Origin of the sequence: Bradyrhizobium sp. OAE829 (assembly GCF_040546575.1) — a bacterium.
GTDB lineage: Bacteria > Pseudomonadota > Alphaproteobacteria > Rhizobiales > Xanthobacteraceae > Bradyrhizobium.
Genome location: NZ_JBEPOE010000001.1, coordinates 7174044 through 7195707, shown reverse-complemented (window position 1 = coordinate 7195707; position 21664 = coordinate 7174044). Strand labels below are relative to the sequence as shown.

General features: G+C 63.4%; 19 protein-coding genes and 1 pseudogene. 15 read left to right on the top strand and 5 right to left on the bottom strand.

Translation table 11 applies throughout. The annotated features are described in order from the left end of the window. Positions 1-30: 30 nt before the first annotated feature. The 3 genes from ABIE49_RS34340 (at position 31) to ABIE49_RS34330 (ending at position 3597) form a co-directional block, all read left to right on the top strand. Positions 31-1680: a glycosyltransferase family 39 protein gene (locus tag ABIE49_RS34340; protein WP_192737428.1), complete on the top strand. Its 1650-nt coding sequence runs from the start codon at positions 31-33 to the stop codon at positions 1678-1680. Between the two features lie 114 nt (positions 1681-1794). Further along, positions 1795-2574, top strand: coding sequence for a class II aldolase/adducin family protein (locus tag ABIE49_RS34335; RefSeq protein WP_192737427.1), 780 nt, complete (start codon positions 1795-1797; stop codon positions 2572-2574). A gap of 39 nt (positions 2575-2613) precedes the next feature. Further along, positions 2614-3597, top strand: a complete 984-nt coding sequence (locus ABIE49_RS34330; protein ID WP_192737426.1) for an NAD-dependent epimerase/dehydratase family protein — start codon at positions 2614-2616, stop codon at positions 3595-3597. Between the two features lie 234 nt (positions 3598-3831). On the opposite strand, the gene ABIE49_RS34325 is transcribed toward ABIE49_RS34330, so the two are convergent. The 4 genes and pseudogenes from ABIE49_RS34325 to ABIE49_RS34310 form a co-directional block, all read right to left on the bottom strand. Next, a complete protein-coding gene (locus ABIE49_RS34325; RefSeq protein ID WP_192737425.1) occupies positions 3832-5235 on the bottom strand; it encodes a M20/M25/M40 family metallo-hydrolase in 1404 nt (467 codons plus the stop codon). Beyond that, positions 5235-6576: pseudogene (locus ABIE49_RS34320) on the bottom strand (glycosyltransferase family 87 protein). Before ABIE49_RS34320 ends, ABIE49_RS34325 begins: the two are co-directional and overlap by 1 nt. Positions 6577-6692: 116 nt before the next feature. Further along, on the bottom strand, positions 6693-8120 hold the full coding sequence (locus ABIE49_RS34315; protein ID WP_192737424.1) for an ArnT family glycosyltransferase: 1428 nt from the start codon (positions 8118-8120) through the stop codon (positions 6693-6695). A 159-nt stretch (positions 8121-8279) separates the two neighbouring features. Continuing rightward, a complete protein-coding gene (locus ABIE49_RS34310) occupies positions 8280-9905 on the bottom strand; it encodes a helicase HerA-like domain-containing protein (protein WP_192737423.1) in 1626 nt (541 codons plus the stop codon). Between the two features lie 338 nt (positions 9906-10243). Here ABIE49_RS34310 and ABIE49_RS34305 point away from each other — a divergent pair, with 338 nt between their 5' ends. The 9 genes from ABIE49_RS34305 to scpA all read left to right on the top strand — a co-directional run bounded on the left by ABIE49_RS34305 (position 10244) and on the right by scpA (position 17920). Beyond that, the gene (locus tag ABIE49_RS34305) at positions 10244-10609 is read left to right on the top strand and encodes a DUF2267 domain-containing protein (RefSeq protein WP_192737422.1); all 366 of its coding nucleotides are present in this window, start codon (positions 10244-10246) and stop codon (positions 10607-10609) included. Between the two features lie 43 nt (positions 10610-10652). Continuing rightward, the gene (locus ABIE49_RS34300) at positions 10653-11060 is read left to right on the top strand and encodes a DUF4332 domain-containing protein (protein WP_192737421.1); all 408 of its coding nucleotides are present in this window, start codon (positions 10653-10655) and stop codon (positions 11058-11060) included. Between the two features lie 74 nt (positions 11061-11134). Then, on the top strand, positions 11135-11995 hold the full coding sequence (gene folP, locus ABIE49_RS34295) for a dihydropteroate synthase (protein ID WP_192737420.1): 861 nt from the start codon (positions 11135-11137) through the stop codon (positions 11993-11995). Then, the gene (folB, locus tag ABIE49_RS34290; RefSeq protein ID WP_192737419.1) at positions 11992-12363 is read left to right on the top strand and encodes a dihydroneopterin aldolase; all 372 of its coding nucleotides are present in this window, start codon (positions 11992-11994) and stop codon (positions 12361-12363) included. Before folP ends, folB begins: the two co-directional genes overlap by 4 nt. 1 nt (position 12364) lies before the next feature. Then, positions 12365-12862, top strand: coding sequence for a 2-amino-4-hydroxy-6-hydroxymethyldihydropteridine diphosphokinase (gene folK, locus ABIE49_RS34285; protein WP_192737418.1), 498 nt, complete (start codon positions 12365-12367; stop codon positions 12860-12862). Positions 12863-12959: 97 nt separating this feature from the next. Next, positions 12960-14825, top strand: a complete 1866-nt coding sequence (locus ABIE49_RS34280; RefSeq protein WP_192737417.1) for a methylmalonyl-CoA mutase family protein — start codon at positions 12960-12962, stop codon at positions 14823-14825. 2 nt (positions 14826-14827) lie between these two features. Next, entirely contained in the window at positions 14828-15292 is a 465-nt protein-coding gene (locus tag ABIE49_RS34275) for a GFA family protein (protein ID WP_192737416.1), read from the top strand. Positions 15293-15311: 19 nt separating this feature from the next. Then, positions 15312-15767, top strand: coding sequence for a hypothetical protein (locus ABIE49_RS34270; RefSeq protein WP_192737415.1), 456 nt, complete (start codon positions 15312-15314; stop codon positions 15765-15767). Then, the gene (gene scpA / locus ABIE49_RS34265) at positions 15764-17920 is read left to right on the top strand and encodes a methylmalonyl-CoA mutase (protein WP_192737414.1); all 2157 of its coding nucleotides are present in this window, start codon (positions 15764-15766) and stop codon (positions 17918-17920) included. Before ABIE49_RS34270 ends, scpA begins: the two co-directional genes overlap by 4 nt. A 1-nt stretch (position 17921) precedes the next feature. Here scpA and ABIE49_RS34260 read toward each other — a convergent pair whose 3' ends face one another. After that, on the bottom strand, positions 17922-18392 hold the full coding sequence (locus ABIE49_RS34260; RefSeq protein WP_192737413.1) for an SRPBCC family protein: 471 nt from the start codon (positions 18390-18392) through the stop codon (positions 17922-17924). A 217-nt stretch (positions 18393-18609) separates the two neighbouring features. Here ABIE49_RS34260 and ABIE49_RS34255 point away from each other — a divergent pair, with 217 nt between their 5' ends. The 3 genes from ABIE49_RS34255 to ABIE49_RS34245 are packed head-to-tail and all read left to right on the top strand — an operon-like array spanning position 18610 to position 21646. Then, the gene (locus ABIE49_RS34255) at positions 18610-19602 is read left to right on the top strand and encodes a tripartite tricarboxylate transporter substrate binding protein (protein WP_192737412.1); all 993 of its coding nucleotides are present in this window, start codon (positions 18610-18612) and stop codon (positions 19600-19602) included. A 46-nt stretch (positions 19603-19648) separates the two neighbouring features. Continuing rightward, the gene (locus tag ABIE49_RS34250; RefSeq protein WP_192737411.1) at positions 19649-20134 is read left to right on the top strand and encodes a tripartite tricarboxylate transporter TctB family protein; all 486 of its coding nucleotides are present in this window, start codon (positions 19649-19651) and stop codon (positions 20132-20134) included. 3 nt (positions 20135-20137) lie between these two features. Continuing rightward, positions 20138-21646 (top strand): tripartite tricarboxylate transporter permease, encoded by a 1509-nt coding sequence (locus ABIE49_RS34245; RefSeq protein WP_192737410.1) that lies wholly within the window; start codon positions 20138-20140, stop codon positions 21644-21646. Positions 21647-21664: the final 18 nt, after the last annotated feature.

Sequence of the window (21664 nt, the reverse complement as noted above, 5' to 3'; positions counted from 1 at the left end):
CCAAAGGGGACACCGGGTTAGCCAATAGCCATGTCAGCCATCACGACATCTGCCGTCGATACGCCCGAGCGGCGCTCGATGGAGCGGACTTGGGACGACCTTGCCATGGTCGTGCTGGCCGCTGTCACCCTGGTCGCAGGTTTGACCTTCCGTGATTACGGACTGGGCTGGGACGATTACACCCACGCCGAATATGCCGAGCTGCTGCTCCGTATGTACGGTTCCGGTTTCAAGGATGTCGGCGCGCTGTCGTTCGCCAATCTCTACATGTATGGCGGCGGCTTCGACATGGCGGCGGCACTGCTGCACAAGGTCATCCCGCTCGAACTGTTCGAAACGCGCCGCCTGCTCGGCGCCGTCGTCGGTGTCATCGGACTTGCCGTGACGTGGCGGCTCGCGCGTCGCGTCGGCGGTCCGCTGGCCGGGCTCGCGACGCTGTTGCTGCTGGCGCTGTGCCCGACCTTCTACGGCCACATGTTCATGAACCCGAAGGACGCGCCATTCGCGGTCTCGATGGTGATCCTGATCCTGGGTCTGGTCCGCCTCGCCGAGGAATATCCACAGCCCTCGCCGCGAACCATCCTGATCGTCGGATTTGGTGCCGGCCTTGCCATCGGCTGCCGCATTCTCGGCGGGCTGGCGCTGGTCTACGCCATGGTCGGTTTCGTGCCGTTGCTGATCGAGGAATACCGTACGCAAGGCGCCCGCGAGGCCGCGCATCGCTTCGGTCATGTGGTTTACGTGCTGCTGCCGGGCCTCGTGTTCGGCTACCTGCTGATGGGCCTGGTATGGCCATGGGCGATCATGGAGCCGGACCATCCGTTCAAGGCGCTGACCTATTTCTCGCATTTCTTCGAAAAGCCCTGGAAGGAAATGTTCGACGGCGCGCTGGTGTCGGTGCCGGACATGCCGTGGTCGTATCTGCCGACGCTGTTCGCGCTGCAGCTCCCCGAAGTGCTGCTGGCGCTGTTGTTCACCGGCATCATCGGCACCTTCATGTCGCTGTCGCGCACCGACGTGCCGGCCCGCCGCAAGACCATCATGTTGATGCTCACGATGGCGGCGACGCTGCCGCTGGTGATCGCGATGGTGAAGCGGCCCGCGCTCTACAACGGCATCCGGCATTTCGTGTTCGTGATCCCGCCGATGGCGGTGCTGGCCGGTGTCGCCTTCGGCCGGGGCATGACCTGGCTGAAGGAAAACCGCCGCAGCTGGCAACCCGCAGCCCTTGCGGCGTTCGCGTTCGGTCTGTTGCTGCCGCTCAGCGAAATGATCCGCCTGCATCCTTACGAATACACCCACTTCAACCACATCGCCGGCACGGTCCGCTCCGCCGACAATTTCTTCATGCTGGACTATTGGGGCCTGGCGCTGAAGCAGGCTTCCGACGGCCTGCGCGAGGAACTGGTCGAGCGGCAGGAAGTCGCTCCGAGCGGGCGCAAGTGGAAGGTCGCGGTGTGCGGTCCGCAACGTCCGGCGCAAGTCGCGCTCGGTCCGGATTTCACGATCGGCTGGGACAGCAACGCCGCCGACTTCGCGATGACGCTGGGCGAATTTTATTGCAAGGGCCTCACCGCGCCGGTGATGGTGGAGATCAAGCGCGACGACGTCGTGTTCGCGCGCGTGTACGATATTCGCGGCCGCGCCATTTCCTCCCTGCTGGCCATTCCGGCGCCGTAGCCCCTATCAAGAGCACAAAGACATAACAGCCAGCTCCTGGCCGCGCCTTGCTGTGGTGCGGGCGCAGGGCTAGGCTTGCCTGCGAAAACCAGCATTGCACGGGAGAAACCGGTCATGTCGCCAGCCGAAGCTCGCCTCAAGGAAGTACCGTCCGGCATGACCGATGCCGAGTGGAACCAGCGCGTCGATCTCGCCGCCGCCTATCGGCTGGTCGCGCTCTATGGCTGGGACGATCTCGTCGACACCCACATTTCCGCGCGGGTACCCGGACCGGAGCATCACTTCCTGATCAATCCTTACGGCCTGATGTTCGACGAGATCACAGCTTCCAGCCTGGTGAAGGTCGACCTCAACGGCAACCAGCTCACCCAGAGCGATTACAGCATCAACCCGGCCGGCTTCACCATCCATTCGGCGATCCACGAGGTCCGCGAGGACGCCGGCTGCGTGCTTCATCTGCACACGCCCGACGGCACGGCAGTGGCGAGCTGCATGGAAGGCCTGCTGCCGATGAACCAGACCGCGCAACTGGTCACCCATGACCTCGCCTATCACGACTACGAAGGCATCGCGCTGGACCATGACGAGCGCCCGCGGCTGCAGAAGGACCTCGGCAACAGGAACCACATGCTGCTGCGCAATCACGGCACGCTCACCGTCGGCCGCTCGGTCGCCTCCGCCTTCGAGCGCATGTACCATCTGGAGCGGGCCTGCACGATGCAGGTGCGCACCCGTATGCTCGGGCCGACCGCCTACCCGGTCGAGCAGGCCGTCGTCGACAAGAATGCAGCACTGTTCAGCAATCCTGACCGTGCGGAAATGCGCTCGACCAACCTGGTGTGGCCGCCGCTGCTGCGCAAGCTCGATCGCATCGACCCGAGCTACCGGACCTGACGCCCGCACGCGGGTGAACAGTGCGAAAGGCTTGGCGAAGTGACTATTCTGGTGACCGGCAGTTCCGGCCATCTCGGCGAGGCTCTGGTCCGTACGCTGCAGGCTGAGCGGCGTGAAGTCCTCGGCATCGACGTTCTTCCCGGCGCGTTCACGCAGCGTGTGGGCTCGATCACCGACCGCGGCTTTGTGCGACGATGCATGAAGGGCGTCACGGCCGTGCTGCACGCAGCGACGCTGCACAAGCCGCATGTGGCGACCCACAGCCGTCAGGACTTTGTCGACGTCAACGTCACGGGCACGCTCAATCTGCTCGAGGAAGCCACTGCAGCCGATGTCACGGCGTTCGTCTACACCAGCACCACCAGCGTGTTCGGTGACGCGCTGGTGCCGCCACCTGGCGAGCCCGCCGCCTGGGTGACGGAAGACGTCACCCCGGTGCCGAAAAACATCTACGGCGTCACCAAGGCGGCCGCCGAGGACCTGTGCCAGCTGTTTGCGCGCAACCATTCGCTCGGCGCCATCGTCCTGCGCACCTCACGTTTCTTTCCCGAGGAAGACGACAACCGCGCCGTCCGCGAGGGCTATGCCGACGCCAACGTCAAGGCCAACGAGTTTCTCCATCGCCGCGTCGATCTCGAGGACGTGGTCAGCGCGCATCTGCTCGCCATCCGCCACGCACCATCAGCAGGTTTCGCGAAATACATCGTCAGCGCCACGACGCCGTTCTCGCGCGATGACGCCGCGGAATTGCGCAGCGATTTGCCGCGCGTGCTGCGCCGTTACGTGCCCGCCTTTGAGGCGGCATATGCACGGCGCGGCTGGACGATGGCTTCCGGCATCGACCGGGTTTACGTCAACGCCAGGGCGCGGGCTGAACTCGGCTGGCAACCGCGCCATGATTTCCGCACCCTGCTGGCGCGGCTGCAAACCGATGACGACATCCGCAGCCCGCTCGCGCGTGAGGTCGGCCGCAAGGGCTATCACGACCGCGTCTTCCGCGACGGGCCCTATCCGCGGGAGTAAAGGCCCGCGCCTGCCCAGACTATCGGAATTGAAAATCTTGAGAATTGCGTGTAAGTTGTTTCCCAACGACCTCTGCACTACCGAATCAAAACGCCGCCCAATTCCGGGCGGCGTTTTTATTTGGGGCTGAACGTAGGGTGGGCAAAGCGAAGCGTGCCCACCACTTAAGCCAGTCGTATGGATAGATGGTGGGCACGGCGCGATGCGCCTTTGCCCACCCTACAGGCTACAAAGCTATTTCGGCGTTTCCGCGAACGCTGCCAAAATCCGGGCCCAGGAGCGGATGCCCTTGTGAAAACTCTTGAGGTCGTACTTCTCGTTCGGCGAATGGATGTTGTCGTCGTCGAGGCCGAAGCCGACCAGCACGGTATCGAGGCCGAGCGTGCGCTTGAAGTCCGCGACGATCGGGATCGAGGCGCCGGAACCGATCAGCAGCGCTTCCTTGCCCCATTCGTCAGTCAGCGCGCGCTTGGCGGCGGCCAGCGGCTTCATGTTCCAGTCGAGCGCGATCGCGGGTGCGTTGGAGTGATCGATGAATTCGGCCTTGCAATCGCCGGGCAGCCGCGCCGTCACATAATCGCGGAAGGCCTTGCGGATCTTGTCCGGGTTCTGCCCCTCCACCAGGCGGAACGAAATTTTTGCGGAGGCTTCGGCCGCGATCACCGTCTTGGAGCCCTCGCCGGTGTAGCCGCCGACGATGCCGTTGATGTCGCAGGTCGGGCGCGAGGAGACCTGTTCGATCAGGAGGCGGTCCTTTTCGCCGGCCGGAATCGAAAGCCCGATCGGCTTCAGGAATGATTCCGCCGTCAGGTTGAGATTTTTCCATTGCGCCAGGATATCCGGCGGCAGGTCCTTCACGCCGTCGTAGAAGCCGGGAATGGTGATGCGGCCGTTGTCGTCGAACAGGCCGCCGAGAATTTTGGTCAGCACCCGGATCGGGTTCTGCGCACCGCCGCCGAAGATGCCGGAATGCAGATCGCGGTTGGCGGCCTTGATCTTGACCTCGTCATAAACGAGTCCGCGCAATGACGTCGTGATCGCAGGCGTGTTCTGGTCCCACATGCCGGTGTCGCAGACCAGCGCGAAGTCCGCTTTCAGGTCAGCCTTGTTCTGCTCGAGGAACGGCACGAAGTTTTTCGAGCCGACCTCTTCCTCGCCCTCGATGACGATGGTGACGTCCACCGGCAGCGATCCGGTCACCGATTTCCAGGCGCGGCAGGCTTCGACGAAGGTCATCAGCTGTCCCTTGTCGTCCTCCGCACCACGCGCAACGATGATCTTGCGGCCGTCGGCATGGTCGGTCACGACAGGCTCGAACGGCGGACGATGCCACAGGTTCAAGGGGTCGACCGGCTGTACATCGTAATGCCCGTAGAACAGCACGTGCGGCCGCCCGCCCTTGCTGCCATTCATCTTGGCGACGATCGCAGGATGCCCCGCCGTCGGCCGCACCTCCGCCGCAAAACCGAGCGTCGCGATGTCCTTGGCCAGGTGATCGGCGGCCGCCTTGCAATCGCCGGCAAAGGCGGGATCGGCCGAGATCGACTTGATCCGCAGCAGCGCAAACAGCCGTTCGAGGCTGTTGTCGAAATCGGCATCGATGCGGTCGAGGACCGGCTGAAGCTGTGCGTTGGCCATCACTGATATCCCTTGGCTGTGGGCATTGTTGTTGCGTCGATTTGTAGCCCGCTTGTGGCCTGGGGCAAAGTGGCGGCAGCGTCCGCAGTGGGCGGGTGCAGCATGTGCCAGACCAGCCCCGCCACCAGCAGCGCGGTCGAGGTCAGATTGTTCCCGTAAGCGCTGCAGGTCGTTCGGAAAGATCGGCAGCGACAGGCACAACAGCAAGCCTGCGACGGCCAGAAGCGCCCAGGTGCCGGCCTTCACCGCGGGGCGCGGGTCATAAGCGGCGCGATGGATCAGCACCGTGATCGGGAAGAACAGCCACATGAAATAGTACTGACGGGCGAGTGGTGAGGCGACCGTCATCAGGCAGAACAGGATACCGAGTTCCTCGGCGTCGGACCGTTCCGTCCGGCGCGACGCCGGCGGCATCACCGCGATGTAACCGATCCCGATCGCCAACGAGACCGCCAGCACGATCCAGTTCGCCGTCTTGAAGTCGAGGTTGGCGACATTCATGGTGCGCACCGGCTTGGCCGGATCTTCCTGATTGTAGTTCACCGGCCGCGTCAGGCGGTGCGTCACCGCGATGATGGACTGATTGACCCACGACCAGTTCTGCTCGTCGCGCTGGCCGAACCCCTTTTCCGAAGTGGACCCCACCATGCCCTGATACCAGGTCTTCAATTCGGCAACGTTGTGCTGGAAGCCGCGAAACGGCGCCGGCAGCACGAACAGAAACACCATCAGGAAGACCAGCATGCTCGCGGCAGCCGCCCACTGCCTGCGCCAGACCAGATAGGGGAACACCGCCACCGGAAATACCTTGATCGCGGTGGCGAGCGCGAACATGCTTCCCGCCATCCATCCGCGCTGATCGCGCAGCAGCCAGAATCCGTACATCATCAGTGCCAGCAACACGAGGTTGGGCTGTCCGAGGTCGAACATGTCGAACACGAAGGTGACCGTAACGATCCCCGGCAGCGCTTCCAGCCAGGGACCGGGCTTTTGACCCGAGCCCGCCATCGCGTGCGAATACTGCGCCGTCATCCACCACGCGACGATGTTGAGGAACGACAGGCACAGATAAAATGGGATCTTGCCGAAATAGCTCGGAAGCGCCAGCAGCACCGCCGACAGCGGCGGATAGATGAAGTCGAGGGTCCCTCGCGTCACCCGCAGGTAAAGATCGCCACCGTGAAGCACTTGCTGGCCGGCCCAATACCAGAGCGCGTAATCCTTCGTTTTGCCGTTCCCCCAGATTTCGGGAACCAGAACGTCCGCGGTCAACGCGATGCAGACAACGATAAAGAGGACATCCAGCGGACGTCGCAAAGATGGCCATCTAAGCACGGGGATTACTCACTTTCACGGTGGGTGACGGTGCACGGCTGGGTTCAGTAGCAACCAGGTTCACGTGCGGACCAGTCGATGCGAGGCTTACTTGCACAATCTGGGACGTCAGTTCGGGATAATCATGGCTCTGGCTTACCCCTGATCTCGAAAATCCTGGTAAGCAGCCCCTTGTTCAGTGTGGCATGGGCAATGGCCGCAAAATCGGGCTTTTGGGCGACGATCTCAGCGACCTCTGAACCCCTCAGTATCGCAAAGGCGGGCGGCTTCAGGTTGGCGATATCCATGAGCCCTACCATGCGAATAGGAACGCCAACATACGCCAGCGTGTTCAAATCGGCACTGGTGGTGACATAGAGCGTAGCCTGCATCGCCTCCCTGACCGCGGCTATCGTCTGCGCCGAAGACTTCGACTGACTAAACGCGATCGGAGCGGCCGGGATAACAATCCAGCCGAGAACGATCAAGGCAGTTGATATCCCGGTTACAATCGTGTTGCTGACGGCAATGAGCCAGGGTCGCGACGCCCACCACCGGTCGAACAGGATCCCTCCCACTACGGCGAGCGCCAAATTAGCAGGCATCGCATAGCGCGTCGCGACACCCCCGGGCCAGATCAGCAGCAGCATGGACGCGACCGTCGCATAAAGCACGGCAGCAAGCATGAGATCGCGCTCTCGACCGAAGGCGTTCCGCGCGAGGGCGACGATTGCCGGAAACAGCAACACCGAACCCGGCAACCATTCCACCAGGAAAAGGCTGAGGACAAAATCCAGGTGATCCCTCACCCATTGCATCAGCGTCATTTCCTCGGACAAACGCGAATGGAGGATCCAGCCTTTTACGTCGCCCGGAATCATGACCATCCAGTACCAGGCCGCAACGATCAGCCCGGCCATTGCGTTGGCGAAGACAAAACCCGGAAGATCGCTCCAACGCCGCTTCACCAGCAGATACGTACCGACGCCCAGCGTAAAATAGGCGATGGGCTGGGGACCCTTGGCGAGGCCCGCCGCCGCCAGCAGCAGACCGATTGCGAGCCACCTGAGAATTGACGTGTTGCCGCTGCAAACGCCCTTCCACCACAGGAAGAACCCTCCGAACAGCAGCACCGACAAGGTCACGTCAGGCTCGGCGGTGACAAACTTCTGACTGACCATTGGACACGCAAACCAGCAGAGCGCGCCAAACACCGCCGGCGCCTTGCGGGTGTGCGGCAACACCAGATGGAAGACCATCAACCCGCCGGCGAGCAGAAACAGCAAATGCGGTATGCGGGCCGACCAAAGCGAAACGCCGCCCGAGAGCTTTCCGATTGCCGCGGCAATCCACGACAGCAGAACAGGACGCTCGACATACCGAAGGCCGTACAGATGCGGAGAAAGCCACTGCCCATCCTCGACGGCGCCTCGCGCCAGTCCGATTACCGTGCCCTCTTCGAAATGGGTGCCCCGTAGCGACACCGCTGGAAAGGCCATGAGCGCCCAAAGCAGCACGACCCAAACCCAGCCAGGAATATCGGCGCTGCGGACACGCGCGACCTGATGCAAGAACCACGTCCATACGTATTCCGTGACGGCCGTCGAGCCGTCGGCTTGGTCCGCGTTTCGCTCCATCCAGTCCCCTAACCAGCAATCAATCGCGCCGCCGAATCCTTCAAACGTGGCGACCGTGCAAAATTGCGTTTCGGCGTCCCGTGAGCCCCAGACTTATCGGCGCAGCAATCCGCCAAGTGCGCCGCGCACGATTGAGCGGCCGATCGAACTGCCGAGCGAGCCGCCGACCGATTTGCCGAGATCGGCGACAACACCACCGATCACCTTGTTGGTGACGGAACGCGTAACGTCGCGCGCGATGACCTGGCCGGTCGACAGCCGGCCGCGCTTGTTGTTGGTGCCGAAGATGGTGCCGACGATCCCGCCGATCTGCCCGAGGATGCCGCCGCCACCATCGCCGCCATCCGATCCATCCGCCGGCGCGGCCGTGCCTGCCACGCGCTTCAGCAGCATCTCATAGGCGGAGTCAGCATCTACCGCAGTGTCGTATTTGCCCTTCACCGGGCTCTTGTTCATGAGCGCCTTGCGTTCCTCCGGCGTGATCGGTCCGATCCGTCCCGTCGGCGGCCGGATCATCACCCGCTCGACCATCGTCGGCGTGCCGCCGCCTTCGAGGAACGACACCAGCGCCTCGCCCTTGGCGAGTTCCATGATCACCCGTGCGGTGTCGAGCTTCGGATTGGGCCGGAACGTCTGCGCCGCAGCCGCCACCGCCTTCTGGTCACGCGGTGTGAACGCGCGCAACGCGTGCTGGACGCGGTTGCCCAATTGCGCGAGCACCTTGTCCGGCACGTCGATCGGATTTTGCGTGACGAAATAAACACCGACGCCCTTGGAACGGATCAGCCGTACGACCTGCTCGATCTTATCCATCAGCGCCTTCGGCGCATCGGTGAACAACAGATGCGCCTCGTCGAAGAAGAACACCAGCTTCGGCTTCGGCAGGTCGCCGGCCTCAGGTAATTCCTCGAACAGTTCCGACAGCATCCACAACAGGAAGGTCGAGTAGAGTCGCGGGCTCTGCATCAGCTTGTCCGCGACGAGGATATTGACCATGCCGCGGCCATCGCTGTCGGTCTTCATGAAATCCTTCAGCGTCAGCGCCGGTTCGCCGAAGAATTTCGCGGCGCCCTGGTTCTCCAGCACCAGCAGCTGGCGCTGAATCGTGCCAACCGTCGCCTTTGAGACGTTGCCGAAGCCCTGCGCGGCCTTGCGGATCGGCGCCAGCGGGTCTTCTTCCGCATCGGCAGCCTTCTTGCCGCCGGCCGGCACGATGGCATCGAGCAGCGCGCGGAGATCCTTCATATCGATCAGCGTCAGTCCGTTCTCATCCGCGACACGGAACGCAACATTGAGGACGCCCTCCTGGACGTCGTTCAAATCGAGCATCCGGGAAAGCAGCAACGGTCCCATTTCCGTGACGGTGGCCCGGACCGGATGGCCCTGCTCGCCAAACACGTCCCAGAAGACGGTCGAGAACTGATCGGGCTGGAAGTTGAGCCCCATCTCGCCCGCGCGCTTGAGGATAAAGTCCTTGGGTTCGCCGACTTCGGAGATTCCGGACAGGTCGCCCTTGATATCGGCTGCGAAAACCGGAACGCCGGCCCGAGCAAACCCTTCCGCCATCACCTGCAGCGACACGGTCTTGCCGGTTCCGGTCGCGCCGGTAACGAGGCCGTGCCGATTGGCGAGCGCGAGCGTCAGCCACGCTGTCTGCTCGCCCTTGCCGATAAAAATCTTCTCGTTGGTATCGGCTGTCTTGTTGTCGGGGGTCGCCATCACATCGCCTCTTCGCGCGCATCGGGAAAGTTTGGTCGCCAAGCAACGCCATCATATCGCATCCTGCCGGCCGATTGAAACCGTCCATGGACAAGGACATGACCCGGGCCTTGCACCCTGCCTCATACTTTTCTCTAACTCCGGTAGAAATACGAGGGCCGCAGTGCGGTAACATGGCGTGAATCCCGCATTCACTCTTGCATTGCTGCAACACTCGACGAGCGATCTCGGACGAAATCGCCTTCGCGCGCGCGGATCGCTTGTATTTCAGATCGCAGACGCTCAAGATAAATTCACAAGGTACGACCCGGTAACAAACCGGCTGAGGGCGGGGCAATATGGACGAATTGATTGGACAGCTGGCCAGCAAGGCCGGCATCGATAGCGTTGTCGCTGAAAAAACCATCGGCATCGTTCTGGGTTTTCTCCGTAACGAGGGGCCTTCCGACAAGGTTCAGGCTCTGATCGATCAAATTCCAGGCGCCGAGGCTGCGATCGCGGCCTCGAACAGCAACAGCGGCCTCTCCAGGTTGATGGGCGGCGGGTTGATGGCGCTCGGCACCAAGCTGATAGCGCTTGGTCTGGGCATGAGCGAGATTCAGAACGTGGCGCGTGAACTTTTCAGGTTCGGCCGCGACAAAATCGGAGCGGACAAGATGGGCGAGATCATTTCGGGGACACCGGGGCTAAGCCAGTTCGCTTGAAACACCCCGTTCGGCCGCGCACATTCTTTTTGCATCGAGTATCATGACATATCCCCTCTCCGAGATCGAAGGCTTGACCGCCTACTCTGCCTCGAAACTCAAATCGATTGGCATTCGCACGACCGAAGCGCTGCTTGAAGCTGCCCGCACCGTCAAAGGACGCAAGGCGCTCGCCGCGAAGACCGGGATCAGCGAACAGCAACTGCTCGAATGGGCCAATTTCTCCGACTACATGCGGATTCCCGGGATGGGCAAGGCGAAGGTCGGGCTGGTGCGCGCTGCCGGCGTGCCGACGGTTCGCGAACTCGCGCTGCGTAACCCGGCACGGCTCGCCCAGAACATGAAAGACGTGAATACCAAGCGTAAGCTGGTCCGCGTCATGCCCTCGGAGAAGTCGGTCGAGCAACTGATCGCCCAGGCGCGCAAGCTTCAGCCGAAAATCAGCTACTAAAAGTCGGCCAGCCGACATACGCTGGCGGGGTCTCGCGTCTTGACTCACTGGCGCGGACCGCGCAAAGCGACCGCATGATCGCAACCATGTCCAGACCCGCCACCGCGGCCGGCCCGGCCGGTCATTTTGACCTGACGGCGCTGTTGTCACGGCCCTGCCCGGCCGTGATGGGCGTGCTGAACGTAACCCCCGACTCATTTTCCGATGGCGGACAGTTCGCTGCCCCCGAAAGCGCGCTTGCGCAGGCCCGCCGAATGGTCGGCGAGGGTGCTGACATCATCGACATCGGTGCGGAATCGACGCGGCCCTACGGATCAGAACCGATCTCGGTAGAAGAAGAGTTGAAGCGGTTGCAACCGGTGCTACCGGAGGTTGTTTCACTTGGAGTTCCCGTCTCGATCGACAGCATGAAGTCGGCCGTCGTCGCCTGGGCGCTCGACCATGGCGCCGTCATCGCCAACGATGTCTGGGGGCTGCAGCGCGATGTCGGCATGGCCGGCCTGATCGCGGCACGCCAAGTGCCCGTCATCATCATGCACAACCGCGACAGCGCCGATCCCGCCATCGACATCATGAAGGATATCGCCTCCTTCTTCGCGCGATCGCTCGACATCGCCGCGAAGGCCGGTATTTCGCCCGGCAAGATCGTACTCGACCCCGGTATCGGCTTTGGCAAGACGCCGGAACAGAGCATGACGGCCCTGGCGCGGCTGCATGAACTGCAATCCTTCGGCCTGCCGCTGCTGGTCGGGGCCTCGCGCAAGCGCTTCATCAGCGTGGTGACGCCGTCGGAACCACATCAGCGCCTTGGCGGCTCGATTGCCGCCCATCTGATTGCGGCGAAGGGTGGCGCGCGCATCATCCGCGCCCATGACGTTGCGGAAACCGTTCAAGCGCTGCGCGTCGCAGCCGCCATTGGGGAACTGCAGAGATGACCGATACGATCTTTATCACCGGCGTCGTCATCCACGCCCGCCATGGCGTGATGGAACACGAGACCGAAGTCGGCCAGCGCTTCGTCATCGATCTCGAGCTCTCCGTCGACCTGTCGGAATCCTCGCGCACCGACCGCCTATCCGACACCGTGTCCTATTCCAATGTGGTCGCGACCGCGACGGCGGCGTTCAAGAACACCAATTACAAACTGCTGGAACGTGCGGCCGGCGCCGTGGCCGATGCCATCCTTGCCGCGTTCCCGCGCATCGCTGCGGTCGAGGTCACCGTCCACAAGCCGCACGCGCCGATCGCCGCGATCTTCGACGATGTCGGTGTGGTTTTGATGCGCACACGGCAGTCGCCCTGACATGGCTGACGTGCTGATCGCGCTCGGCGGCAATGTCGGCGACGTACGCGCGACATTCCGCAAAGCCATCTCCAACATCTGCGGCATGACGCAGGCGGCATTGCTGGCGCGGTCGTCGGATTACACCACGCCGCCCTGGGGCAATGAAGCGCAGGCGCCCTTCATCAACGCCTGCATCGAGATCGACACCAGCCTCGATCCGCATGCACTGCTGTTCACGCTGCACAAGATCGAGAAGAAATTCGGCCGCGACCGCGCCGCCGAGCAGCATTGGGGCCCGCGCACCCTCGACCTCGACCTGCTCGCCTATGACGACGTCAGGATCGACAAGCCGGAACTGACACTGCCGCATCCCAGGCTGTTCGAGCGCGCCTTCGTGCTGGTGCCGCTCGCCGAGATCGTGCCCGACCGTATCATTGCGGGACGCAGCGTGAGGGACGCGCTGGCGGCACTTTCGACCGACGGTATTTTGCAGCTACCCGACCTCGACCAGCCCTGACCAGGCCCCGGGTAGCCTAAAACAACCGTTTGGCTTGGCGGCCGCCCCGTGGCAATTTCCGGCCAAATCAAGAGGCGACCAAGGAACCACTGTCCGGATGACGACCACCACCAATGAGTTGCGATTAGCCGCGGATTTTGCCCCCGCGAACTACGAGGACTGGCGCAAGCTGGTCGACGGGGTGCTGAAGGGCGCGCCGTTCGAAAAACTGGTCGGCAAGACATCCGATGGATTGAAGATCGATCCGATCTACCCGCGCGCGCAAGGTGCCGCCCCGGTCGCAGGCCGCCCTGCGGCCGCGCCCTGGCAGATCATGCAGCGGGCCGATCATCCCGACGCCAAAGCGGCCAACGCGCAGGCGCTTCATGACCTCGAAAATGGCGCAACCGGGCTCACGCTGGTGTTCGCCGGGGCCAACGGCGCTTACGGCTTCGGGCTGGATCCCTCGCCGGAAGCGGTGGCGCAAATCCTCGATGGCATCTATCTCGATGCCGGCATCGGCATCGAACTTCAGATCGGCCCGCAATCGCGGATGGCGGCCATCCATGTCGCGGAATATGTCCAGCGCAAGGGGCTAGACCCCGCAGCCTGCGATATCCGTTTCGGGCTCGACCCGCTCGGGGCCGGCGCGGTGTGGGGATCCAGCCCCTATAGCTGGTCCGAGATCGTGCCCGCGGTCACCAGCGCCATCGAAGGCCTTGCCGCGCTCGGCTTCAAAGGCCCGCTCGCGGCCGCCGACGGGCGCGTGATCCACGATGCCGGCGGATCGGAAGTTCAGGAGCTGGCGTTTGTGCTCGCCGCAGGCGTCGCCTATCTGCGCGCGATCGAAACGGCCGGCATCTCGCTCGAAGACGCGCAGGGCATGGTCTATGCGCGGCTTTCCGCCGACGCCGATCAGTTCCTGACGCTGGCGAAATTCCGCGCTATCAGGGTGTTGTGGGCGCGGGTCGAGCAGGCCTGCGGCCTCGTGCCCAAACCGCTGTTCGTCGCGGCGGATACCGCCTGGCGCATGCTGACGCAGCGCGACCCGTACGTGAACATGCTGCGGGCGACGATGGCGACCTTCTCCGCCGGCCTCGGCGGCGCCAACGCCATCACCGTGCTGCCGCATACGCTGGCGCTGGGCTTGCCCGATCCGTTCGCGCGCCGCGCCGCGCGCAACACGCAGCTGGTGCTACTGGAAGAATCCAACCTCGCCAAGGTGTCCGATCCCGCCGCCGGCTCCGGCGGCATCGAAACGCTCACAGGGCAGCTTTGCGAAGCGGCGTGGTCGCTGTTCCAGGACATCGAAAAGGCCGGCGGCCTGTTCGCCGCGCTCGAGCAGAACGTGATCCAGCGCAAGGTCGCAGCGACGCGAGCCGTGCGCGAGACCAACATCGCCAAGCGCCGCGACGTGCTGACCGGCGCCAGCGAATTTCCGAACCTGCACGAGGCCGAGATCGCGGTGCTGGACGCAAAACCGATTGCGCTGGCGCCCTATGGCGAAGCCAGGTTCAAGTTCGACGCGCTGCCGCCGATGCGGCTGGCCGCGCCGTTCGAAGCGTTGCGCGACAAATCGGACGCGAAGCTCAACAGCGCGGGCGCACGGCCAAAAATCTTCCTCGCCAATCTCGGCACCCCGGCCGATTTCACCGCGCGGGCGACATTTGCAAAAAGCTTCTTCGAGACCGGCGGCATCGAGGCGATCGATACGCAGGGCTTTGCCGATCCGGCGGCGCTTGCCGCCGCATTCAAGGCCTCCGGCGCCGACGTCGCGTGCCTTTGTTCCTCCGACAAGGTCTATGCCGCCCAGGCGACGGCGGCCGCCCAGGCCCTTCAAGCCGCTGACGCAAAGCATATCTATCTGGCAGGCCGGCCCGGCGAGCAGGAAGCAGCACTACGGGCCGCCGGCGTCGGTGACTTCATTTTTGCCGGCGGCGATGCGCTCGCAATGTTGCAGGACGCATGGAAGCGGATGGAGTGAACATGGCTTCGGCGAGAAAAGCTGTTCTGACCGGCGGCTGCCAGTGTGGCGCCGTGCGTTTCGCGGCTTATGCGGGCCCAGTGAAGATAGGCTTGTGCCACTGCCGCATGTGCCAGAAAGCGGTGGGCGGCCCTTTCATTTCGCTCGCCGAAGTCAAGCACGAGGATTTTGCGTGGACCCGCGGCAAACCGGCGACCTTTCGCTCGTCGTCGATCGCCGAACGCGACTTCTGCGCGGCGTGTGGGACGCCGCTCAGCTATCGCGTGATCGACGGCAGCGTGATCGAGCTTACCACCGGCAGTTTCGACCGGCCGGACCTCGTGGTTCCGACCTACGCCACGGGAACCGAATCCCATTTGGCCTGGGTCGGCAGGATCGGCGATCTGCCTGGCAGGAGCACGCTTGAGGGTACGGGTAGCGAAAAGCTTAGCCGTATCGTCAGCCACCAACATCCGGACCGGGATTGAGGAAAGGGCAGCGACCCGAATGGCACAGACACCTTCAGCAGGAGATATGGCTGGCGAGGATGAGCTGTCCCAACTCGAAGCCGAGCGCGGTCGACTGCTCTCCATGATCGCTTATCATAACGGACCATTCTATCCGATGCGGTCGCGCTCGCTTCGGCCGGCATCGCCGGAGGACCAGGCGCCGGAATGGTTTACGGCAGCCGGGATTGCCATCGTGTGCGGCATCGGAATTTTGATGGTGGCAGGGTTTTTCGCCGGCCAGGTTCCGGCTTCCTACGTCCTTTTCGTGGTGGTGGGTTTACCGCTATTGGCGTACATTTTTTCGCGAAGAATAACGATGTTCGGTATGACGTTTCGAGCAGGAGAAGTGCTTGCGCTCGGTTCAGAGCAGATCGCCGGGGAGCCTGAGACTCTGAAGCGTCTAGCGGACTGCGAGGCACGGATTGCGAAATTGAAGGAAGGCCGCTCCTCATGAGCAGAATACCCGATTTCACCGCTGTGAAGTTCGAGCCGGTCGAGGCGCCGCCACCGCCTGCCGGCGCCGAGCCGTGGCTGACGCCCGAGGGCATCCTCGTCAAACCCGCCTACAGCGAGGCCGACCTCGAAGGCATCGACTTCCTCGACACCTACCCGGGGATCGCGCCCTATCTGCGCGGCCCCTACCCGACCATGTACGTCAACCAGCCCTGGACGATCAGGCAATATGCCGGGTTCTCCACGGCGGAAGATTCCAACGCGTTCTACCGCCGCAACCTCGCGGCCGGACAAAAGGGCCTTTCGGTCGCATTCGATCTGGCGACGCACCGCGGTTATGACAGCGATCATCCGCGCGTCTCCGGCGACGTCGGCATGGCCGGCGTGGCGATCGATTCCATCTACGACATGCGCACGCTGTTTGCCGGCATCCCGCTCGACCAGATGAGCGTTTCGATGACGATGAACGGCGCGGTGCTGCCGATCCTCGCGCTGTTCGTTGCCGCCGCCGAGGAACAGGGCGTACCGCCGGAGAAACTGTCGGGCACCATTCAGAATGACATTCTGAAAGAGTTCATGGTGCGCAACACCTACATCTATCCGCCTACCCCCTCGATGCGGATCATCTCGGACATCTTTGCCTACACCTCGCAGAAGATGCCGAAGTACAATTCCATTTCGATCTCCGGCTATCACATGCAGGAAGCCGGCGCGACGCAGGACCTCGAGCTCGCCTACACGCTGGCCGACGGCGTCGAATATCTCCGCGCCGGGCTTGCGGCCGGCCTCGACGTCGACCGCTTCGCGCCGCGGCTGTCGTTCTTCTGGGCCATCGGCATGAATTTTTTCATGGAGGTGGCGAAAATGCGCGCGGCGCGGCTGCTGTGGGCCAAGCTGCTGACGCAGTTCAACCCGAAGGACCCCCGCTCGCTGTCGCTGCGCACCCATTGCCAGACCTCGGGCTGGTCGCTGACCGCGCAGGACGTCTTCAACAACGTGATGCGCACCACCATCGAGGCGATGGCGGCGACGCAAGGCCACACACAATCATTGCACACCAACGCGCTCGACGAGGCGCTCGCGCTGCCGACCGATTTCTCGGCGCGCATTGCCCGCAACACGCAACTGTTCCTGCAGCAGGAAAGCGGCACCAACCGCATCATCGATCCCTGGGGCGGCTCCTACTATGTCGAACGGCTGACCCGCGATCTCGCCGCCAAAGCCTGGGGCCATATCCAGGAAGTCGAGGCGCTCGGCGGCATGGCGAAGGCGATCGAGGCCGGCGTGCCGAAGCTAAGAATCGAGGAAGCCTCGGCCAAGACGCAGGCGCGGATCGACGCCGGACGGCAGGCCGTGATCGGTGTCAACAAGTTCAAGCCGGTCAACGAGGCGGCCATCGACGTGCTGAAGGTGGAGAATTCCACCGTGCGTCGGCTGCAGATCGACAAGCTGTCGCGGCTGCGCTCCGAGCGCGACCAGAAGGAAGTCGATGCGGCGCTCGCGGCGTTGACGCGCTCGGCCGGCGAAGGCAACGGCAACCTCTTGGCGCTCGCCATCGACGCGGCGCGCGCCAAGGCCACGGTCGGCGAAATCTCGGACGCGATGGAGAAGGTGTTCGGACGGCATCGCGCGGAAATCAAATCCATCACCGGCGTCTACAAGCGGGAGGCGTCCACCATGTCCAACCGGGTCGAGAAAGTGCAGGCGCTGATCGATGCGTTCGAGGATGCCGAGGGCCGCCGCCCCCGTATCCTGGTCGCCAAGATCGGCCAGGACGGCCACGACCGCGGCCAGAAGGTGATCGCGTCAGCCTTTGCCGACGTCGGCTTCGACGTCGATATCGGACCGCTGTTTGCCACCGCCGACGAAGCCGCGCGGCAGGCGGTCGAGAACGACGTGCATATCCTCGGCGTCTCGTCGCTGGCGGCCGCCCACCTCACCGCGGTGCCGGAATTGAAGGCCGCGCTGAAGAAGCAGGGCCGCGAGGACATCATGATCATCATCGGCGGCGTGGTGCCGCCGCAGGACTACGAGGCGCTCTACAAGGCCGGCGCGGAAGCGATCTTCCCACCGGGCACCGTGATCGCCGACGCCGCCGAAGAGTTGATCCACAAGCTCAATGCAAGGCTGGGGCATAGCGAGGCGGCGGAGTAGCTTACCCAGCGCGGCGCTCCAATGCCCGCTCCAGCGAATGGGTCCAGTCCGGTATCCAGGACTGGAACAGCGTCAGCCAGCGATCGGCATCTTCAGGGGCGGTGTCGAGCGCGACATCCCATTCGATGAAGGTCCGGTCGCCCTCGATGATTCGCATCAGGTGCATGGTGCCCTCGTAGCGCGTCGGGCCCGGTGATTCCGGCAGAATATCTGGTGGAAACGGGAACGGTTCGATGCCGGCATAGGTCAGCGTGTGCTGCGCGTCGGAATGACGAGCCAGGCGCTGCCGGATCCAGGTGCCGAGATAGCAGAAGTGCCTGATGGCGCCGACTTCGTCGCCGCCCTTGTCGTCCTCGATGACGCTTTCGCTCACGCCATCGATATAGACCGGATAATCGTTGAAATCGCGGATCAGCGACCACACGGTAGCAAGCGGATAATCCAGCACGGTGCTGTAATAGGCTGTCGTCATGTTGCCTCCGCAGTCGACCGCGGCTGTCCAGTGACGCCGCGCATGGATACCTATCCGCACCTCCTGATCGCCGCCACCCGATTTCCGGATGTGTCGCGATGTCCCACCGGCGATCATCCAGCATCATCGCGTAACGCCTTGCGAGCGCAGCGCAAAGCCGCCTAGAATGCCGCATCACAAGAGCGCCCGCTGTCAGGGACGCCGCAGGGAGGATTACATGACCAAAATTACGCGCCGCGCATTTGCGGCTTCAACCGCCGCAGCAGCGGCCGTCGCGGGTTTTGGATTCAAGCCGGCGTTGGCGCAGGCTTATCCGGCACGGCCGGTGACCGTGATTGTGCCGTGGGGCGCCGGCGGCGGCACCGATGCGACGGCGCGCATCGTCGCGGCGCTGTTGGAGAAGGACCTCGGCCAGCCGTTCAACGTGGTCAATCGCACCGGCGGCTCCGGCGTGGTCGGCCATTCCGCGATCGCAACCGCGCAACCCGACGGCTACACCATCGGCATGCTGACGGTGGAAATCTCGATGATGCACTGGCAGGGGCTGACCGAACTGGCGCCAAAGAGCTACACGCCGCTGGCCCTGATGAACGAGGACCCGCCCGGCATCCAGGTCCCTTCAGCGTCGCCCTACAAGACCGTGAAGGAGCTCGCCGACGCCATCAAGGCAGCGCCTATCGGCAAGTTCAAAGCCTCGGGCACCGGCCAGGGCGGCATTTGGCATCTGGCGCTGGTCGGCTGGATGCAGGCGCTCGGACTTCCTGCAAATCAGGTGGCCTGGGTACCATCGAACGGTGCGGCACCCGCGATGCAGGATCTCGCGGCTGGTGGTCTCGACCTGACCACCTGCTCGGTGCCGGAAGCGCGCGCCATCATCGAGGCCGGCAAGGCGCGCAGCCTCGCCATCATGGCGCCCAAGCGCAACCCGTCATTCCCTGACGTGCCGACGCTGAAGGAGTCGATGGGGATCGACTATGCGACGGGGGCGTGGCGCGGCATTGCGGGTCCGAAGGGCCTGTCTGCGGACGTCGCGACCAAGCTCACGGCTTCACTGAAGAAGGTCTACGACTCCAAGGACTTCAAGGACTTCATGAGCAATCGCGGTTTCGGAACGGTGTGGGGCGACGCGACGGAATTCGCGACATTCATGGACAAGGGCGACGCCCAAATGGGCGAGGCGATGAAGGCTGCCGGCCTCTCCAAGGCCTGATCGGTCCCACCGGTTCACTTGCTCGGAAATACGTGGGGCTCGTTTTATGCGTCTTCCCGATCAAGTCACGGGATTGTTTCTCGTTGGCCTCGGAGCGGCGGCTGCCTATGGCGGCTGGCTGCTGCCGCCCGTGCCCGGTCAGCCGGTGGGCCCCAATATCTTTCCGCTGGTGATCGGGTCGGGTCTCGCGCTTTGCGGGCTTGCGATTGCTCTCGGCATCGGCCGCACCTTCGAAGAGGAAGAAGAGATTATTCCGCTCGAGGCCGGTCAAGCGCGGCCGCCCACCGGCAAGCTTTACGGCCTGCGCGCACTGTTACCGCCAGCGCTGCTGTTGTTCTACGTGGCGGTCGCAGACCGATTGGGTTTCATCATCACGGCCGCGCTGATCGTGTTCGTGACGTCGAGCGCGCTCGGCGCGCGCTGGAAGCTTTCGCTGCCGCTCGCGGTGATGGCACCGGTTGTCATCCATCTGATTTTCAGCAAGCTACTGCGCGTGCCGCTCCCGGCCGGGCTGTTGCCGATGCCGTGGTGACCCATGCTTAACACCCTGATTGAAGCGTTCGCGCTCATTTCCACCTGGGAAGTCATCATCGCGATGCTGGCGGCATCGGTCTATGGCCTCGTCATAGGATCGCTGCCCGGCCTGTCCGCGACGATGGCGACCGCCCTGCTGGTCCCGGTTACGTTCTATTTGTCACCGATCGCCGCGATTGCGACCATCGTGGCAGCGTCCACGATGGCGATCTTCTCCGGCGACATCCCCGGCGCGTTGCTTCGCATTCCGGGTACCCCCGCCTCGGCAGCTTACGCGGACGAAGCCTATGCCATGACGCGCAAGGGAGAGGCCGAACTGGCGCTTGGCGCCGGCGTATGGTTCTCCGCTGTTGGCGGTATCGCGGGCACGCTCTCGCTGATGATCCTCGCGCCGCCGCTTGCCGAGATCGCGCTGTCGTTCTCGACCTTCGAATACTTCTGGCTCGCGTTCCTGGGCCTGATGTGCGCGACGCTGGTCGCGCGCTCTTCGCCTGTGAAGGCCATCGCGGGCATGTTCATCGGCCTGCTTGTCGCCTGCGTCGGAATTGAGAATCCCGGCGGCGTGCCTCGCTTTACATTTGGAATGACCGATCTGTTCGGCGGCATCGAGCCGATCCCGGCACTGGTCGGTGTATTTGCCGTGGCGCAAGTCATGCGTGCAATGCTGACGCCGGAACCGCCGCCAATCCCAAAGCGCAAGTTCGGAAGCATCATGGCGGGCCAGTGGAGGCTCACCAAGAAGTATCGCTGGCAGATGACACGCGGGAACATCATCGGCATCATCATCGGGGTGCTGCCGGGCGCCGGTGCCGACATGGCCGCGTGGGTCAGCTACGCAATGTCCAAGCGCTTCTCGAAGGAACCCGAGAAGTTCGGAACCGGCCACGTTGAGGGCCTGGTCGAAGCCGGCGCCAGCAACAACGCCAGCATCGCGTCGGGGTGGGTGCCGTCGCTGCTGTTCGGCATTCCCGGCGACACCATCGCGGCCATCGCCATCGGTGTGCTCTACATGAAGGGATTGAACCCCGGCCCGACGCTGTTCACCGAGAAGGCGTCGAGCATGTATGCGATTTATCTCATGTTCATCATCGCCAACATCATCATGATTCCGCTGGGCATCGTCATGATCCGTCTGGCGAGTTATGTGTTGCGCGCCCCCCGTTCCTCCGTCATGCCCTTCATCATGCTGTGCTGCGCGGTCGGTTCGTTCGCCATCGGCAACAACATGTTCGGCGTCGTGACCGTCGCGGCTTTCGGAGTCATTGGTTACGTCATGGAAGCCAACGGTTATCCGGTTGCCGCCATGGTGCTCGGTATCGTGATGGGCACCATGATCGAGCAGAGTTTCGTGACTTCGCTCATCAAGTCCGATGGCAGCGTGTTGCCGTTCTTCGAGCGACCGATTTCCGCGTTCCTCGCCGCCCTGGCGATCGGCGCGTTGATTTGGCCGGTACTGATCTGGGGGTGGCGACGGCTCAAGGCGGCTTCGCCCGCCGCCGCGCCCCGCTAACACGCCACACGATCCCCT

Bases quoted from the DNA above. Each gene is read 5' to 3' on its own strand.
- ABIE49_RS34270 (WP_192737415.1), top strand. From the start codon at position 15,312: ATGGCACAGACACCTTCAGCAGGAGATATGGCTGGCGAGGATGAGCTG.
- folB (WP_192737419.1), top strand. From the start codon at position 11,992: ATGACCGATACGATCTTTATCACCGGCGTCGTCATCCACGCCCGCCAT.
- ABIE49_RS34300 (WP_192737421.1), top strand. From the start codon at position 10,653: ATGACATATCCCCTCTCCGAGATCGAAGGCTTGACCGCCTACTCTGCC.
- ABIE49_RS34340 (WP_192737428.1), top strand. From the start codon at position 31: ATGTCAGCCATCACGACATCTGCCGTCGATACGCCCGAGCGGCGCTCG.
- ABIE49_RS34325 (WP_192737425.1), bottom strand. From the start codon at position 5,235: ATGGCCAACGCACAGCTTCAGCCGGTCCTCGACCGCATCGATGCCGAT.
- scpA (WP_192737414.1), top strand. From the start codon at position 15,764: ATGAGCAGAATACCCGATTTCACCGCTGTGAAGTTCGAGCCGGTCGAG.
- ABIE49_RS34280 (WP_192737417.1), top strand. From the start codon at position 12,960: ATGACGACCACCACCAATGAGTTGCGATTAGCCGCGGATTTTGCCCCC.
- folP (WP_192737420.1), top strand. From the start codon at position 11,135: ATGATCGCAACCATGTCCAGACCCGCCACCGCGGCCGGCCCGGCCGGT.
- ABIE49_RS34250 (WP_192737411.1), top strand. From the start codon at position 19,649: ATGCGTCTTCCCGATCAAGTCACGGGATTGTTTCTCGTTGGCCTCGGA.
- ABIE49_RS34275 (WP_192737416.1), top strand. From the start codon at position 14,828: ATGGCTTCGGCGAGAAAAGCTGTTCTGACCGGCGGCTGCCAGTGTGGC.
- ABIE49_RS34255 (WP_192737412.1), top strand. From the start codon at position 18,610: ATGACCAAAATTACGCGCCGCGCATTTGCGGCTTCAACCGCCGCAGCA.
- ABIE49_RS34305 (WP_192737422.1), top strand. From the start codon at position 10,244: ATGGACGAATTGATTGGACAGCTGGCCAGCAAGGCCGGCATCGATAGC.
- ABIE49_RS34310 (WP_192737423.1), bottom strand. From the start codon at position 9,905: ATGGCGACCCCCGACAACAAGACAGCCGATACCAACGAGAAGATTTTT.
- folK (WP_192737418.1), top strand. From the start codon at position 12,365: ATGGCTGACGTGCTGATCGCGCTCGGCGGCAATGTCGGCGACGTACGC.
- ABIE49_RS34335 (WP_192737427.1), top strand. From the start codon at position 1,795: ATGTCGCCAGCCGAAGCTCGCCTCAAGGAAGTACCGTCCGGCATGACC.
- ABIE49_RS34245 (WP_192737410.1), top strand. From the start codon at position 20,138: ATGCTTAACACCCTGATTGAAGCGTTCGCGCTCATTTCCACCTGGGAA.
- ABIE49_RS34260 (WP_192737413.1), bottom strand. From the start codon at position 18,392: ATGACGACAGCCTATTACAGCACCGTGCTGGATTATCCGCTTGCTACC.